This window comes from Nocardia sp. NPDC057668 (genome assembly GCF_042799795.1).
Classification (GTDB): Bacteria; Actinomycetota; Actinomycetes; order Mycobacteriales; family Mycobacteriaceae; genus Nocardia.
This window is the reverse complement of sequence record NZ_JBHVIC010000003.1, coordinates 546,068-560,464: the sequence shown is the minus strand read 5'-3', so window position 1 is coordinate 560,464 and position 14,397 is coordinate 546,068. Positions and strand designations below refer to the sequence as shown.

17 protein-coding genes are annotated in these 14,397 nt (G+C 67.9%); 10 read left to right on the top strand and 7 right to left on the bottom strand.

The window, feature by feature from the left end:
- Nucleotides 1-10 precede the first annotated feature (10 nt).
- The 3 genes from ACFVBH_RS21125 to ACFVBH_RS21115 all read left to right on the top strand — a co-directional run bounded on the left by ACFVBH_RS21125 (nt 11) and on the right by ACFVBH_RS21115 (nt 1,713).
- Nucleotides 11-628: a TMEM175 family protein gene (locus ACFVBH_RS21125; RefSeq protein WP_379003612.1), complete on the top strand. Its 618-nt coding sequence runs from the start codon at nt 11-13 to the stop codon at nt 626-628.
- Nucleotides 629-739: 111 nt separating this feature from the next.
- The gene (locus ACFVBH_RS21120; RefSeq protein WP_354987771.1) at nt 740-1,237 is read left to right on the top strand and encodes a DUF6069 family protein; all 498 of its coding nucleotides are present in this window, start codon (nt 740-742) and stop codon (nt 1,235-1,237) included.
- A gap of 35 nt (nt 1,238-1,272) precedes the next feature.
- Nucleotides 1,273-1,713: a pyridoxamine 5'-phosphate oxidase family protein gene (locus tag ACFVBH_RS21115; RefSeq protein ID WP_379003609.1), complete on the top strand. Its 441-nt coding sequence runs from the start codon at nt 1,273-1,275 to the stop codon at nt 1,711-1,713.
- 123 nt (nt 1,714-1,836) lie between these two features.
- Here the strand turns inward: ACFVBH_RS21115 and ACFVBH_RS21110 are convergent, their stop codons facing one another.
- Complete coding sequence (locus ACFVBH_RS21110; protein ID WP_379003607.1) at nt 1,837-2,700, bottom strand: helix-turn-helix transcriptional regulator; 864 nt, start codon at nt 2,698-2,700, stop codon at nt 1,837-1,839.
- Between the two features lie 101 nt (nt 2,701-2,801).
- Here ACFVBH_RS21110 and ACFVBH_RS21105 point away from each other — a divergent pair, with 101 nt between their 5' ends.
- Nucleotides 2,802-3,569 carry an SDR family NAD(P)-dependent oxidoreductase gene (locus tag ACFVBH_RS21105; protein WP_379003605.1) on the top strand — a complete coding sequence of 256 codons (768 nt, stop codon included), beginning with the start codon at nt 2,802-2,804 and terminating at the stop codon, nt 3,567-3,569.
- A gap of 122 nt (nt 3,570-3,691) precedes the next feature.
- Here the strand turns inward: ACFVBH_RS21105 and ACFVBH_RS21100 are convergent, their stop codons facing one another.
- On the bottom strand, nt 3,692-4,375 hold the full coding sequence (locus ACFVBH_RS21100) for a YitT family protein (protein WP_379003603.1): 684 nt from the start codon (nt 4,373-4,375) through the stop codon (nt 3,692-3,694).
- A 70-nt stretch (nt 4,376-4,445) separates the two neighbouring features.
- Nucleotides 4,446-6,212, bottom strand: coding sequence for an adenine deaminase C-terminal domain-containing protein (locus ACFVBH_RS21095; RefSeq protein ID WP_379003601.1), 1,767 nt, complete (start codon nt 6,210-6,212; stop codon nt 4,446-4,448).
- A 165-nt stretch (nt 6,213-6,377) separates the two neighbouring features.
- Here ACFVBH_RS21095 and ACFVBH_RS21090 point away from each other — a divergent pair, with 165 nt between their 5' ends.
- The 5 genes from ACFVBH_RS21090 to argS all read left to right on the top strand — a co-directional run bounded on the left by ACFVBH_RS21090 (nt 6,378) and on the right by argS (nt 10,504).
- Nucleotides 6,378-7,283, top strand: a complete 906-nt coding sequence (locus tag ACFVBH_RS21090; RefSeq protein ID WP_354987763.1) for a LysR family transcriptional regulator — start codon at nt 6,378-6,380, stop codon at nt 7,281-7,283.
- 72 nt (nt 7,284-7,355) lie between these two features.
- Nucleotides 7,356-7,625 (top strand): helix-turn-helix transcriptional regulator, encoded by a 270-nt coding sequence (locus ACFVBH_RS21085; protein WP_354987762.1) that lies wholly within the window; start codon nt 7,356-7,358, stop codon nt 7,623-7,625.
- A complete protein-coding gene (locus ACFVBH_RS21080) occupies nt 7,622-8,164 on the top strand; it encodes a hypothetical protein (protein WP_354987761.1) in 543 nt (180 codons plus the stop codon). Before ACFVBH_RS21085 ends, ACFVBH_RS21080 begins: the two co-directional genes overlap by 4 nt.
- A 112-nt stretch (nt 8,165-8,276) precedes the next feature.
- On the top strand, nt 8,277-8,654 hold the full coding sequence (locus tag ACFVBH_RS21075; RefSeq protein ID WP_379003598.1) for a hypothetical protein: 378 nt from the start codon (nt 8,277-8,279) through the stop codon (nt 8,652-8,654).
- Nucleotides 8,655-8,743: 89 nt separating this feature from the next.
- The gene (gene argS / locus ACFVBH_RS21070) at nt 8,744-10,504 is read left to right on the top strand and encodes an arginine--tRNA ligase (protein ID WP_379003595.1); all 1,761 of its coding nucleotides are present in this window, start codon (nt 8,744-8,746) and stop codon (nt 10,502-10,504) included.
- A gap of 30 nt (nt 10,505-10,534) precedes the next feature.
- On the opposite strand, the gene ACFVBH_RS21065 is transcribed toward argS, so the two are convergent.
- Nucleotides 10,535-10,948 (bottom strand): hypothetical protein, encoded by a 414-nt coding sequence (locus ACFVBH_RS21065; protein ID WP_354987758.1) that lies wholly within the window; start codon nt 10,946-10,948, stop codon nt 10,535-10,537.
- Nucleotides 10,949-11,194: 246 nt separating this feature from the next.
- Here ACFVBH_RS21065 and ACFVBH_RS21060 point away from each other — a divergent pair, with 246 nt between their 5' ends.
- Complete coding sequence (locus ACFVBH_RS21060; RefSeq protein ID WP_379003592.1) at nt 11,195-11,755, top strand: DUF6968 family protein; 561 nt, start codon at nt 11,195-11,197, stop codon at nt 11,753-11,755.
- Here ACFVBH_RS21060 and ACFVBH_RS21055 read toward each other — a convergent pair whose 3' ends face one another.
- From ACFVBH_RS21055 to ACFVBH_RS21045, 3 genes are read right to left on the bottom strand one after another with little or no spacing between them, the layout of a single operon-like run.
- On the bottom strand, nt 11,756-12,448 hold the full coding sequence (locus tag ACFVBH_RS21055; RefSeq protein ID WP_379004566.1) for a PAS and ANTAR domain-containing protein: 693 nt from the start codon (nt 12,446-12,448) through the stop codon (nt 11,756-11,758). It lies immediately after the preceding gene.
- Between the two features lie 46 nt (nt 12,449-12,494).
- Entirely contained in the window at nt 12,495-12,974 is a 480-nt protein-coding gene (locus tag ACFVBH_RS21050) for a response regulator (RefSeq protein WP_354987756.1), read from the bottom strand.
- Nucleotides 12,975-13,020: 46 nt separating this feature from the next.
- Nucleotides 13,021-14,157 carry a PP2C family protein-serine/threonine phosphatase gene (locus ACFVBH_RS21045; protein WP_379004564.1) on the bottom strand — a complete coding sequence of 379 codons (1,137 nt, stop codon included), beginning with the start codon at nt 14,155-14,157 and terminating at the stop codon, nt 13,021-13,023.
- Between the last annotated feature and the right edge of the window lie 240 nt (nt 14,158-14,397).

Here is a 14,397-nt window from a genome sequence, read left to right as displayed (position 1 = left end):
CAATGCCGGGATGGAAGCCGAGAAGGGGCTCGAGCGGCTGGTGAACTTCAGCGACGCGGTGGTGGCTATCGCGGCGACGCTGCTGGTGCTGCCGCTGGTCGATGTCGTGGAGGACGCGGGCGACACCGGGCTGCGGGAGATCTTCGTCGACCACCGCGGTGACCTGGTGGCGTTCGTGGTGAGTTTCGCGGTGATCTACCGGCTCTGGCTGCTGCATCACCGGTTGTTTCGCACCCTGCGCGGCTACAACACGGCTCTGCTCTGGACGAATCTGCTGTGGCTGATGAGCATCGTCTTCCTCCCGGTTCCCACGAAATTGATTTCCTCGGGCGACGGTTTCGGCCGCGACGCGACCGCCCTCTACCTGGGCACGATCGCGATCGCGTTGCTGGCGTTGCTGATTCAGCGCTGCGTGATCGCGGCCTCACCGGCCCTGCGGGGAGACGTGACCGACCCCTCGGTGCTGTCCTCCGTGATCGCCGCGGGAACGGCCGTTGTCGCGTTTGCCCTGGGTCTGGCGTTTCCGCAGATCGGGTTGTGGTTCCTGATGCTGTTCGTGGTGAGTGGTCCGCTGGGTGCCGCCGTCGAGAATCGGTGGCGTTCTTCGGCTGGCCGCCAATCGGTTTGAGGTTGCGCTCGCGGGCGGTTCTCGGCCCGAGCGGGGCCCGTTTCGCCCGGCGCGGCACGCTTCCTGGCCGGAAAGGTTCGAATCCGGGCGTGGCAGTAGTACCTTCGAGCCATGTCCGATCCCCACTACAACTATGGCCCGTCCAACCCGCAGTACCCTCCCGCGGAGGAGACGCCCTCCCCGGTGAACTTCGGCCGGCTGTGGGCCGGGGGCGTTGGTACGGCCGTCGTGGCCGCGCTGTTGGTCGTGGTCGCGATCATGCTCGTGCGCGGGGTTTTCGGCATCGCGATCCTGTCGCCGGAGGGCGCCGGTGCGTACGGCTCTGTCTCGACCACGTCCTACGCGTTGGCCGCGGCGGGCGCGGCCCTGCTGGCGACCGCGCTGCTGATGACGCTGCTGCTCGCGATGCCCAGCCCGCTGACGTTCTTCACCTGGATCTGCCTGCTGCTGACCGCCGTCGCGGTGATCATTCCGTTCACCCTGACCGCCGACGTGGATGCCAAGATCGCTACGGCGGCCATCAATCTCATCGTCGGCATCTGCATCACCTCGATGCTCGGTACGGTCGGCTCCGCGACCTGGCACCCCCAGGCCCGCCCGGAGTACTGATCGCCACGTCGCCCGCCGGGTGACATGCTGGTCCCATGGCGACCTGGGACCAGTTCGAAACCGAAGCCCCCGACCTGGCCGCCCGGGTGCGCCAGCGCTTCGAGGCGCACAAAACCCACGTCCTGGCCACCCTGCGCGCCGACGGCTCCCCCCGGGTGAGCGGCTCGGAGGTCGAGTTCATCGGCCCCGACCTGATGTTCGGCTCGATGCCCGGCGCGATGAAGGCCCACGACCTGCGCCGCGATCCCCGCTGCGCGATCCACGCCCACCCCGCCGACGGCGACGCGAAGGTGTCCGGCGCCGCGATCGAGATAACCGGCCCGGCGAAGGCGGCCTACGCGTCTCCACCCGGCGTCCACGACTACCGCCTGGACCTGACCGAGGCGGTCCTCACCTCGGTCGACGAGGCCACCGAACTCCTGATAATCGAGTACTGGCGGCCGGGGAAGGGTGTGTCGGTCACCGAACGCCGGTGAGTACGAACGACGAATCGCCGCCGCAACCGAAGCCGAGTCGCGGCGTCGATCTCCAGCCTTGCTCACCAGCATGTTCGCCGGCGAATTCCGTACGGAGACAAGCCTTCACGCCCTGAGTCGCGCCTACCCCTTCGCCGACGGGGCGAACTGTTCGTGGCCTATCACCGCGAGGAGGTCCAGGGCGGTTCGGGAACCGGGGCCGGGTTCGGACACGTGCAGGACCAGGCGTTGGCCGGGTTCGGGGAGGGGGAGCATCGTGTAGGAGAGGTCGACCGGGCCGATCGTGTCGTGGCGCAGGCGCAGGTGGCCGTCCTGGGTGCTGCCGATGTGGTGTTGGTGCCAGATCCGGTCGAACAGGGGGCTCGTGGCGCGGAGCGTGGTCACCAGGTCCGTCCAGTCGGGGTTCTCCTCGAAGCCGGTGGCGTCGGCGCGCGCGTTGGAGATCAGGAGGCGGCCCAGCCGGGTCAGGTCGTCGCGGTCGAACCGTTCCCGGGTGCAGGACCGTCCGAACAACTGCCACAGCATGTTTCGTTCGCGGGCGGGCAGTGCCAGCAGGCCGCCGTACAGGACATCGGCGAGGTGATTGCAGGCCAGGATGTTCGACATCGTGTCGAGCACGAGGGCGGGCATCTGGGGGATGCCGTCCAGAATCGCCTGGGTCCGCGGGTTCAGGCGTCTCTCGGCCGCACGGCGGGGGTGGGCGCGGGCCGCGAGCCGGTGCAGGTGCTGGGACTGCTCGTCGGTCAGCAGCAACGCCGCGGACAGTGATCGCAGGACCGCGGCCGACGGCGTGTGGGCCCGTCCCTGTTCCAGCCGGGCGTAGTAGTCGGGGGTGATGGCCGCCCGCACCGCCACCTCCTCGCGGCGCAGACCCGGTGTGCGCCGCCGGTACGGCCCGGAGGCCAGGCCGATGTCCTCGGGCCGGACCTGTTCGCGGCGCGCCCGCAGAAAATCGCCGAGCCTGGTGCTCCGAACCGGATCCGTCATGCCATCAGCCTCTCACCGCGCGGCTCGTCGTGACAGGACCGGCCAGTCCCAGGCTGAATCGTCCACTGGTGCAGCCGGTGTGCGCCGGAGATGGTCGTGGCATGGGACTCCTCGACGACAAGGTCATCATCATCTCGGGCGCGAGCCGCGGCATCGGCGCGGCCGCGGCCCGCCTGTTCGCCGCCGAGGGCGCGCGACTCGTCCTCGGCGCGCGGACCGAGGCGCCGCTGCGCCGGGTGGCGGATCTGGTGCACGAATCCGGCGGCGTGGCCGTGCCGGTGATCGCCGACGTCACGACCCGGTTCGGGGCCGACGCGCTGGTCGAAGCCGCCCTCGACGCCTTCGGTTCCCTCGACGGCGGCTTCTACAGCGCCGGGATCGGCCGCCCGGACGCCGGCCGGTTGATCGACCTCGACGAGAAGGTCTGGGACGAGATCCACGACCTCAACCTGCGCGGGGCGTGGTTGTCCCTGGCCGCGCAGATCCCGCGGCTCGCGCGGTCGGGCGGTGGCGCGATCGTCATCGCGAGCAGTGTCGGCGGGCTGGTCGGCGGGTTCAGTGACGGTGCGTACCAGGCGTCGAAGCACGGCCTCGACGGCCTGGTGAAGGCGGCGACGGCCGACCATGCCGCGCAGGGGATTCGGGTCAACGCGATCGCGCCGGGCGTGACGACCACCGACGACGTGCGGGCGATGCTGGACACGGTGCCCGATGTCGCGGCCGCGGCGTTGCGGGCGATCCCGGCGAACCGGTTCGCGGAGCCGGCCGAGGTGGCCGAGGCCGCCGCCTGGCTGCTCAGCGACCGCGCGGCCTACATCGCCGGTGTGACGCTTCCGATAGACGGGGGCATGGTCGCGGTTCGGATGTGAGCCAACCGATTTCGGTCGGATGCCCTGTGCGCCACAATGATCCGCCGCACCACCCCGCTGGAGGCGATGCGGCGGATCACGGGGCCGGCGTCAAACCGCCGAACCGCTCGCGGCGCACATGTTCAGCCGGGAGAAACGGCCGTCCGCGTCGAATACCGCTTGAACAGAAAGAAATACAGCCGCACATACTGCCCGACCAATATCGCGTTGATGATCGTGCCCTCGCGAATGAAGTGCGGTGCACCGAGCAACGCGAGGCCGATGCTCGCCGAGAGCGCGAGCAGCGTGCAGTCGAAGACCGTCTTGATGTTCCCCCATTTCCAGCCGGTCTTGCGCTGAATGGTGTTGACGAACAGGTCGATCGGCATCAGCACCAGGTTCGCGCGGATCATCAGGAACAGCCCGAGGGCCAGCATCGCGTCGGCGAACACCAGCAGCACGACTTTCGCCGGGTACGGGCCGATGTGAATCCAGCTCGTCACCGCCAGATTGAAGTCGAGCAGCAGCGCCAGAACCAGCGCCGGGATGATCGAGAGCAGATGCGCGGGCTTGAAAGCCCTGGGCCAGACCAGGAATGTCAGCACCAGCATGATGATTTCGAGGATGAGGTTGAAATTGCCCTGGGTGAGCCCGGGGAAGACCAGCGTCATCGTGCGCGTGAGGCTGCTCTGCGGTGAGATGCCGATCCCGGCCCGGATGGCCAGGCTCAGACCGAGCGTCAGCACGTAGATCCCGGCGACGTAGGTGATCCAGCGCCGCACCTTGTTTCCGGTGTCGACTACTCCCTCGTCTTTGTCGTACAGCATGGCGGTCGGTTCCCTCGTTCTCGTCTGCGCGGCGAATTGCTGTGTGGGTGAGTTGTTTCGGTAGCCGGCGCTACTTCATGAACCCGAATCGGTCCAGGGAGATGAACAGGGTCAGCAGCTTGTTGACGACCGGCTCACCCTCGTTGTGATTCCCGAGCGTCGCCAGGGCAGCGTCGATCGCCCGGGTCGCGTCGACGAGTTCGGTGAGGTTCATATCGGCCATCACGCCGTAGAAATCGAGCGGCAGTGCGGCTTTCACCTGACCGCCCGAGGTCACGACGCAGCCGCCCACCTGGGCGTCCAGCCGTCGCAGGTTGTCCCGCATCTCGCCGCTGTCGGTGCCGACCACCACGAAGTACGCCGACGGCGCGGGCCAGAACGTGGACACCGCTCCGCCCTCGATCGACACGCCTTTGAACAGCCCGTTGACGATGTGCCGCTCGCCGTTCGCGTAGCGCTGCACCACCGAGATCCGGTTCAACGGCACGCCTTCGTATTCCGGTACGACGGCGCCATCGCGCAGCGGCACCCAGATCTCCTGTGCGAACTTGAGATGACCGCGCCCGTACACGTCGAAGAGCAGAACCTTCGCCCGCTCGCCGTCGGCCGACACCTCGATGGGGGTGAGATCGAGCTGCTCCGCGCGCAGTCCGTCGAGGCCGGGCCGGGGTTCGGTGGCCAGCGCCGAATAGTCGATGCCCACCGCGTGAATCAGCTTGCGGTCCTTGGCGACCAGCTGCCCGCCCTTGAAGACGTACCGGGGATTGATCCGGGAAAGACTGTCGGTGAGCACGATGTCGGCGAATCGCCCCGGGCTCAGTGAGCCGAGATCGCGGTCCCGATGAAACGAGCGCGCGGTGTACAGCGTGCCCATCTTGATCGCCTGAATGGGCGGCATTCCCATCTCGATCGCCAGCGAGATGACCCAGTCGATGTGCCCCTGCCGCAGCACCCGATCCACCGAGATGTTGTCGGCGCAGAGCTGGAAGTTCTCGGCGGGCCAGCGCCGTTTCACGATGGCGCGCAGCATGGTTCGAATGACCTCGGGACTGCCGACCCCGAACTTTATCTGCGTGTTCAGCCCGTACCGGACGCTTTTCTCGATGTCCCCCTCATTCCAGACATCGTGATTGTTGTCCACCCCGATCGCGGGCATGTAGTTCAGCAGCGTGTCCGAGAGCGCCGTGACGCCCCAGTGGCAGTTCACGACCCCGGCGTTCGCCCGTCCCAGCGCGGACTTGCGGAAGTCGTCGGCATTGCCGGTCATGTAGGACAGATGCGCCAGTTCCCCCAGGCCGATCACGGGATCCAGGCCCAGCATCGCCTCGGTGACCGCGGTCGAGGTCTTCTTGCCCGGTGCGAAGGCGTAGAGACGGTAGGGGAGTTTGTCGTGGTCGGTGAACAGCGCCCGCGCCGCCTCGACCGCCTCGTCACCCGCCGCGCTGGCGAAGTCCAGGGTTTCGCCGAACACCGTGGTGGTCCCGCTGGGCACGATCGCCTCGCCGAAGGCGGCGGGATGCGCGAGCTGGGATTCGAAGTGCAGGTGGGCGTCTATGAGACCCGGAATCGCGTAAAGCCCTTCACCGTCGAAGGTTTCGCGAAATCGCACGATCGATTCATCCGGATTCAGCGCGATGATGCGCTGACCGTGGATCAGCAGCGAGCCCGGATACACCGACTCGGTGTGCACGTCGAGAATATGCAGATTGCGCAGCAGCAGATCGGCTTCGCGCTCACCCTCGAGAATGGCGAAGATCGTCCGGACGTGTTCGTCCTGCGCGGAAACATCTGTGGCGGCGGTGAATTGGGTGGCGGTACTCGAATCGAATTCGGACATGGCGGATCCTCGTCTCGGAGCTCACGTACTTGCAGGTGGGGAGGCTGATTCGGATATCTCCCTCGACCTGTTCTGATAGAACTCGACGACGACCGTTGCTGACAAGCATGCGTTTTCGCGCGACCTGTACTCTATTTTCGAACGGTATGTCAGGGAGGTAACACGGTGCTCCACTCGCGATTGCTGCACTACATCGACGAGGTGGCGCGGCTGGGATCCATCCGTGCCGCCGGCGCCGCATTGCACGTCGCGCCCTCGGCGATCAACCGTCAAATCCTGCTGCTGGAGGCCGAGCTCGATCAGCCGCTGTTCGAGCGGCTGCCGCGCGGCATGCGGCCGACCCCGGCCGGTGAGGCGCTACTGGCACACATCCGGCGAACGCTGCAGCAGTATCGCGAGACGGTCGCGGACATCCGGGATCTGCACGCGCTGGGCAACGGCGAGGTGGTGATCGCCACCATGACCGGGCTCGCCAGCGGTGTCGTCGCCAATGCCGCGGCGGCGTTCCACTACCGGCATCCGCAGGTCCGGATCTCGATCCGGACCATGACGACGCCCGAGGTCCTGCGCGCGGTCGAGAACAGCGAGGCGGATCTGGGCCTCGCGTTCAACGTCCCGACCTCGACCCAGATCGAGGTGTGCTGGCAGATGAACGCGAAACTGGGAGTCGTTGTCTCCCAGTATCATCCGCTCGCCGGCATGGAGACCATCCCGCTCGCGCAGTGCACGCCCTACCCGCTGATCTTCGCCGATCGGTCCATGGTCATCCACGGCATCGTCGCGGAGGCGTTCCTCGAGGCGGGTCTCGACGTGCAGCCCGCGTTCCACACCAATTCCATCGAGACGATGAAGCGGCTCGCGGTGTCGGGCGACGCCATCGCGTTCCTCAGCGAGTTCGACATCGCGGAGGAGTTGCGTGACGGCCGACTGGCTTTCCGTCCGGTCCGCGATGCCTTCAGCAACAATGTGGTTTCCCTGGTCCGGCGCGAGAAGCACGCCCACGGCCTGGCCAGTCTGCTGCTCGTCGACGAGATCGTGAGCGGATTGCGCCCGGAGCCCGGTTCCGACTAGCGCCTGAGAACACCCGCCTCGGGCTGGGATATCCGGTTGACAAGATGTTGGGTTTTTACAACACTATGTTGTGTGAGCCCTGTCAGAAGGGGAGAAACCCTCCCGATTTACAACCGGATTGCGGTGCTGCGAGCCGTGCACAAGATGAGTCGCGCGGCGCTGGCCGACGCGGTGAACGTGAACGTGCAGACCATCGGCGCGCTGGAACGGGGCGATCACTATCCGAGCCTGGATCTCGCCATGCGGATCTGCGATGTGTTCGAGCTGCCGATCGAAGCCGTGTTCGCGCGTTCGGAATTCACGCCGCTCGCGGCCGAGATGTACACGAAAGGACGGCCATGACCACCATGACCAACGGCCTGCTCGACCGCTATCAGGATTATCGGCTGCGGCGCTGGCTGATTCAGGAACAGCGCCTGTCCGGCATGCTGCCGGGCTGGCGGACGCGCGGCCGCCGTCGCGGCCTGGTCGTCACGGTGGCCGCCGCCATCGCCGTCATGTTCGTCACGGGCCTGCTCTGCGCGTTCGACCTGCGCCTGGCCGCCCTGGTCCTGCTCCCCGCCACGGTGGTCTTCATTCCGGCCTGGGGCATGCTGCGGATCGTGTCCCACGTCCAGGACACCGCACCGACCGCGACGCTGGACGAGCTGGAGATCGCCCAGCGCGAAAGTGCCCGCTCCATCGGCCTGACGGTGACCCAGACCTTGGCACTACCCCCGGTGATCTACCTGATCTTCGTCTCGAGCCTGGTTCCCCACGTCAGCGCGTTCCAGTCGGCCTACGCCGGCGGCGTGATGGTCCTGGCGACCCTCCTGGCGGGCGGCTGCACCCCCGGCATGATCCTGGCCTGGAACCGCTCCGACCCCGACCCCGAGTCCTGATCCCGAACAGCAACGGCCCGTGCATCATTCGGTGCGCGGGCCGTTGTCGTCCGCACGAGATCTCGTGCAGCCGGGTGTTGTTGGGGCCTGACTCGCCTGTCAGGGTGGAAGCGTGACGATGTCGATGAAACCAACTGCGGCGGAAGTGATCACGGCCGGTGGCTGGAGCTCCCGCTACGCGCGAGTTCTGGTTGTCGAGGGCAACGGAACCCGGGCCCTGGCCCTGGTCGACACGAACGGCGACGGCCGGGAGATCAACGAAAACCGGTATTGGCGCGACGAATCCGGCAGCTGGCATTCCGGCTCCAGCTCCGGTTCGGTCCCCAGCCGCCCCGCAACCCACCCGTTCGGTTTCTGGCGCGACAAACAGGGTGTGGTGAGTGCCTACGGGCGAACGGCCACCGCCGGACCGGTGACCGTCGAGGTGGATGACCGGGTCATCGAAGCCGTTGCCACCGACGGCGGTTGGTGGGTGTGGCTGCGACCGTGACGGCCGGCGCCCGCGGCCCCGAATAACCGCTGGCGGGCGTTGAGATACTGGACATCCTGACTCGTCGTCCCCACCGAGAGGTCTCCCGTATGAGTGCTCCGACCGTGCTTCCGCTGCTCGCGCAGGTCGCTTCCGCCGTCGCGGACGCGATCGTGCGAGCCCGCCCGGACATGGCGGGAGCGGACCCGGTGGTGCGCCGATCGGACCGGGCGGACTTCCAATCCAATGCCGCACTGCCGCTGGCCAAGCGGGCCGGGGAGCCGCCCGCTCGGCTGGCGGCGGACCTGATCGACGGACTGTCCGGCGATGAGGTCATCGCCGAGGCGCTGGCGGCGGGACCGGGCTTCGTCAACATCACCGTCGCCGACGCCGCGCTCTGGGCGCAGGTGGCCGCGCGGGCGGCCGATGCGCGGCTCGGCGTGGGCGAGCCCGCGACGGGTTCGCGGATCGTTATCGACTACTCCGCGCCGAACGTCGCCAAGGAAATGCACGTCGGCCATTTGCGGACCACGATCATCGGTGACGCCCTGGCCCGGGTCTTCGGGTTCCTCGGCGGCGAGGTGGTGCGCGCCAATCATCTGGGTGACTGGGGAACCCAGTTCGGGATGCTGATCCAGTACATCGACGAGCATCCCGAACAGCGCTGGCACGCGGCGGAAGTCGGCGCGGATGCGACCGTGTCCGTCCTCGATGGCCTCTACAAAGCCGCCCGGGCCGAATTCGACGCTGATCCGGGGTTCGCCGATCGTTCCCGGACCCGGGTCGTCGCGCTGCAGAGCGGTGACGTCGCGACGCTGGCGCGGTGGCGGGAGATCGTGGCCGAGTCCGAGCGGGCCTTCGGTGCCATCTACGACCGTCTCGGCGTGCTGCTCACCCCGGATGACTACGCCCCGGAATCCTTCTACAACCCGATGCTGGCCGATACCGTCACCGAGTTGCTGGACAAGGGCGTCGCCACGCACAGCGACGGCGCGATCGTCGTGAAATCCGAGCGGGTGAACGGCCCCGACGGCACCCCGGCCGTACTCATGGTCCGCAAGGGCGACGGCGGATACGGTTACGACACTACGGATCTGGCCACCATCCGCTACCGGATCTCCACCCTGGCGGCGGATCGGCTGCTGTACGTGACCGACTCCCGGCAGGCGCTGCATTTCCAGCTGATCTTCGAGGCCGCGCGTCGCGCCGGCTGGCTCACCGGCGCGGTGACGGTCGGCCACGTCGCGTACGGCACGATCCTGGGCCCGGACGGCCGGCCCTTCAAAACCCGTGCGGGCGGCACGGTCCGGTTGACGGACCTCCTCGACGCCGCGGTCGCCGCCGCCCGGTCGGTCGTGGCCGAGAAGAATCCGGGCCTGCCCGCGGCCGAACTCGACACCATCGCCGAACAGGCCGGAATCGGCGCGGTCAAGTACGCCGACCTGTCCACCGGCCGGGTCAAGGACTACACCTTCGACCCCGCGCGCATGACCGCGTTCAACGGCAACACCGGCGTCTATCTGCAGTACGCGCACGCCCGGATCCGCTCGATACTGCGCAGAGCGGGTGACCCGGGCCCGGCTCCGGTCGATGTCACCGTGCCGCTCGACCCCGCCGAACGCGCCCTGATCCTCACCCTCGACGATTACGCGACCGTCCTGGAGGAGGTCGCGCGCACCCTGGAGCCGCATCGCCTGGCCACCCACCTCTACGAGCTGGCGACCGTGTTCACCGAGTTCTACGCCACGTGTCCGGTCCTGACTGCCCCGGAACCTTTGCGCGACAACAGGATAGCGGTCTGCCAACTCGCGGCCCGCACCCTCGCGCACGGTCTCGGGCTACTCGGCATAGCCGCGCCGGCCCGGCTCTGACAGCCGCCGGGCCGAACCGCGGGGCGGCGCTCAGCTGCCCGAGCCGGAGGGGAGGATGCCGGTCAGGGACCCGGTGTCGATGCCCCGGGTGACTTCGACGACGACGGACTTGGACGAGGAGCCCTGGGTCGCGACGAAGGTGTACGTGCCCTTGGCCGTCGGTCGCCACGTGCCGGTGGCGCCGCTGCGTTCCCGGTCCGGGTAGTCGTGGCGCTCCATGGCGACGGTCTTGCCGTTCACGGTCACCACGATCGGGAGGGTGTAGCCGGTGCCGACCGTCGCGACGACGATCCGGCAGGTCTCGCCGACGGCGTCGCACGCGAGGTTCTCGATGAGACCGGTGCTGACGGAGAGGGCTTCCACCTCGGCCGAAGCGGTCGGCGCCAGCACCGCGGGGAGGATCAGCGCACCGGATGCGACGGCGACGATTCCTGCGATTTTCATGGGGGAGATCCTCGGCTCTGCACGGCGGAAGTGGTCGCCCTCCTGTCTACTGCGCACCGGAACCCGCTGCGAGGCAGGACATTCTCAGTCTTCCGAAGTCCCGCCCCGGTCCACTACGATCCGCCGGCCGATGCTCACCCGCCGGTCGTCGGAGGGGACGAAACACACCGGCCGGATTGAACCCGGCAACAACGGGTATGCGAGCGATATGACCGGTTTCGATGCTGCGAGGAGGGGCGCTGAACAGTGAGTGATCGAATCGGGGAGGTCATCGCGACGCGGATCGTGACCGACGGCGACCGGCCGGTGCTGATCGAGGTGGGTATGCCCGATCACACCGCGAACGGCCGCGGGTGTTCCGGCTTCCGGATCGAGGGTCTCGGTGAGTACACCGTCGACGGCGTCGATGAGATGGCCGCGCTGTACAACGCGCTCTTCGAGGTCGGCGAGGTGCTCGAGCGCGCCAACGACAACGGCCACGACTTCCCGGTGCCCGTACCGTCCGCCATGGATTTTCCCGCGACGCCGAGCCGGAGCCGGATTCCCGTGCCGACCGCCGAGCCTGCCGTCCGCCAGGTCATCGCGTTGCGCATTCTCATCACCGACGGCGAGCCGGTCGCGGTCGAGATCGACCGGCCGACCCGCGCGCGGGAACGCCCGTACTACGTCTGCAGCTTCCGTGTCGACGGCAGGCGCGAGGCGGTGGCGTCGGGCTTCGACGAGATCGAGGCCCTGTTCACCGCGCTGCGGATGATCGGCGCCTGGCTGGGCCTACCCCAGGACTGGCCCCTGTCCCGCGCCTCGTGATCAGTCGCGCCGGATCCGCTCGTGCAGCGTCAGCAGCCGGTGATCGAACCGAGTTCTGAAGTGCGGCAACTCGTTACTGAGCGGCCGGAGTTCGGCGACCAGCTGGGTGGCCAGAGCCCGCAGCTTGACGTTCGATTCCTGCGAGCGCCACCGCAGCAGCCGGAACGCCTGGTCGGGGGTCAATCCGTAGACGAGCATGAGCGCGCCCTTGGCCTGCTCGATCGTCTGCCGGCCCTCGTACGATTCGGCGAGATCCTCGGCGACGTCCTCGACGAGGTCGGTCACCTCGATGTAGTAGCCCTTGGTGCCCAGGACCGTGTCCCGGTCGTCGACGATCATGTCGGCAACCGCGATCACCTCGCGCTCGTATCCGGCGGTGTCGATGATGCGATGCCGGCTCGAGAAGGGCTCGCCGTTCTCGATCATCGTGGTGATGGCGCCCGCGACCCGGTCCCGATCGTCGGGGTGCTGATGCGCGAGCAGTAGTTCGGTGGTCGGCTCGACCTCGCCGGGCGCGTAGCCGTGCATCGCGGCGACCTCGTCGGACCACTCCCAGCGTTGTTCGGCGAACCAGAAGCTGAAGCCGCCGATGGGCTGCTGGGTGCCCGTGCCGATGACGGCTTCGGCATCCGCGACGCAGTCGAGCGTGGAGATCTGCTCTGCTTCGGCATCCGGCGGGGTTGCCTGTTCCATGTCGGTCACCGTTCCAGTGTGCACGGGCGGGGTTGTCCCGCGGAAATCAACTGCGGTCCGAATCTCGGCGCGGTACCTGCTCAGCGCCGTTCCCCGGCAGCCGGACGACCTGAACGAAGAACTCGTCGATGTGCTTGATGGCGGCGATGAACTGGTCCAGATCGACGGGTTTGGTGACGTAGGCGTTGGCGTGCAGCCGGTAGCTGCGCAGGATGTCCTCCTCGGCCGCCGATGTGGTGAGCACCACCACCGGGATGTGGCTGAGGTTGGGATCGGATTTGATCCGCGACAGCACTTCGCGGCCGTCGTACTTCGGCAGGTTCAGATCGAGCAGGATCAGATCCGGGCGGGCGGCATTCGCGAATTCGCCCTCGCGGTAGAGGAAGTCCAGCGCCTCCTGGCCGTCGCGCACGACGTGCAGGGTGTTGCCGATCTTGTTGTCCTCGAAGGCTTCCCGGGTCATGAGCTCGTCACCGGGGTCGTCTTCGACCAGCAGGATATCGATCGGGCGGGTAGCGGGTGTCATGTTCGGTGGGGACCTTTCGGGAGTGTTGTCGGAACAGGGGAGGCGGTCAGCGCCATCGCAGGTGCACGACCGCGACATCGTCGTCGAATCCGCCGCTGGATTCGGCGGCGGCCTCGACACGGCCGATCAGCTCGTCGACGTAGGCGGACGCCTGGTCGGCCGTCACGGCGTTCGCGATGGCCAGCAGCCCGTCTTCACCGAGCCGTTCGCCGTCCAGGCCGATGCGGGCCTCGTACAACCCGTCGGTGAGCAGCATCAGCGCGTGGCCACGGGGGAGCGTCAGCTCGGTCACGGGCCAGACGACCCGGCCGGGGAGGATGCCGAGCGCCGGTCCACCGGCGACCTCGACCCAGCGCGTGCCATCGGGAGAGCGCATCAGCATGCCGGGATGGCCCGCGCGAATGACCTCGATCGTTTCGGTCCCGGGCCTGGCGCACAGCACGGTCACCGTCGCGAAGGTGTGCCCGACCAGCCGCTCGGCCAGCAGGATCCGCTCCAGCAGCGCCAACTGCTCGACGCCGGTGATTCCGCTGAAAACCAGGGTGCGCCAAGCCAATCGGAGCCCGACGCCGATCGCCGCCTCGTCCGGTCCGTGACCCGCCACATCGCCGATCAGCGCGTGCACGGTGCCGTCGGCTTCCTGGACGACGTCGTAGAAGTCTCCGCCCAGCAGCGCGCTGGCCCGCCCCGGCCGGTAGCGCGCCACCACATCGACCACGGGCTCGCCCCGGAACAGCGGCTTGGGCAGCAGCCCGCGCTCGAGCCGGGCGTTCTCGGCCGCGCGCAGATTGCTCACCCGCAGCTCGGCCGCCGTGCGCTCGGCCTGCTTGCGCTGAATCGCGTAGCGCACGGCTCGCCCGAACAGCTCGGCTTCCACCCGGCCCTTGACCAGGTAGTCCTGCGCGCCCGCGGCGACGGCGGCCGAGCCCGCCTGCTCTTCGTCGAGACCGGTCATCACCACCACGGCCACCTGGTCGGTGTATTTGCGCAACCGCGCCAGCGCGTCGAGGTTCTGGGAATCGGGGAGATTCAGATCGAGCACGACGCAATCGGGCAGGGCGTCGGCCAGCCACGCGCCGGCCTCGGCGAGCGAGCGGACCCATTCCAGGGTCAGGCCCGGCGCCCCGTCGGCCATCAGCTCCTCGACGAGCAGGGCGTCACCGGGGTCGTCTTCGATCAGCAGTACGGTGGGCTGCCGCCGCGAAGGGGGCGAGGTATCGGCCGGCGCGTCGAGATCGACGGGAACCGGCTCCGGCGCGGGTGCGCGAACCTGTGATCGGCCAATGCCGTTGGCACCGCCCCCATCCGATGATGAGGACAGGGGTGAGAGGTCTACCGCCTCGGGGGCGCGCCGCAACACGCGGGCTCCGATCCAACTCGTATGACGTCATGAACGCACGCCTGATGGACTCATTGGCGGGTT

Coding starts and splice junctions, on each gene's coding strand:
- ACFVBH_RS21125 (WP_379003612.1), top strand. CDS start 11: ATGGAAGCCGAGAAGGGGCTCGAGCGGCTGGTGAACTTCAGCGACGCG.
- ACFVBH_RS21120 (WP_354987771.1), top strand. CDS start 740: ATGTCCGATCCCCACTACAACTATGGCCCGTCCAACCCGCAGTACCCT.
- ACFVBH_RS21115 (WP_379003609.1), top strand. CDS start 1,273: ATGGCGACCTGGGACCAGTTCGAAACCGAAGCCCCCGACCTGGCCGCC.
- ACFVBH_RS21110 (WP_379003607.1), bottom strand. CDS start 2,700: ATGACGGATCCGGTTCGGAGCACCAGGCTCGGCGATTTTCTGCGGGCG.
- ACFVBH_RS21105 (WP_379003605.1), top strand. CDS start 2,802: ATGGGACTCCTCGACGACAAGGTCATCATCATCTCGGGCGCGAGCCGC.
- ACFVBH_RS21100 (WP_379003603.1), bottom strand. CDS start 4,375: ATGCTGTACGACAAAGACGAGGGAGTAGTCGACACCGGAAACAAGGTG.
- ACFVBH_RS21095 (WP_379003601.1), bottom strand. CDS start 6,212: ATGTCCGAATTCGATTCGAGTACCGCCACCCAATTCACCGCCGCCACA.
- ACFVBH_RS21080 (WP_354987761.1), top strand. CDS start 7,622: ATGACCACCATGACCAACGGCCTGCTCGACCGCTATCAGGATTATCGG.
- argS (WP_379003595.1), top strand. CDS start 8,744: ATGAGTGCTCCGACCGTGCTTCCGCTGCTCGCGCAGGTCGCTTCCGCC.
- ACFVBH_RS21065 (WP_354987758.1), bottom strand. CDS start 10,948: ATGAAAATCGCAGGAATCGTCGCCGTCGCATCCGGTGCGCTGATCCTC.
- ACFVBH_RS21055 (WP_379004566.1), bottom strand. CDS start 12,448: ATGGAACAGGCAACCCCGCCGGATGCCGAAGCAGAGCAGATCTCCACG.
- ACFVBH_RS21050 (WP_354987756.1), bottom strand. CDS start 12,974: ATGACACCCGCTACCCGCCCGATCGATATCCTGCTGGTCGAAGACGAC.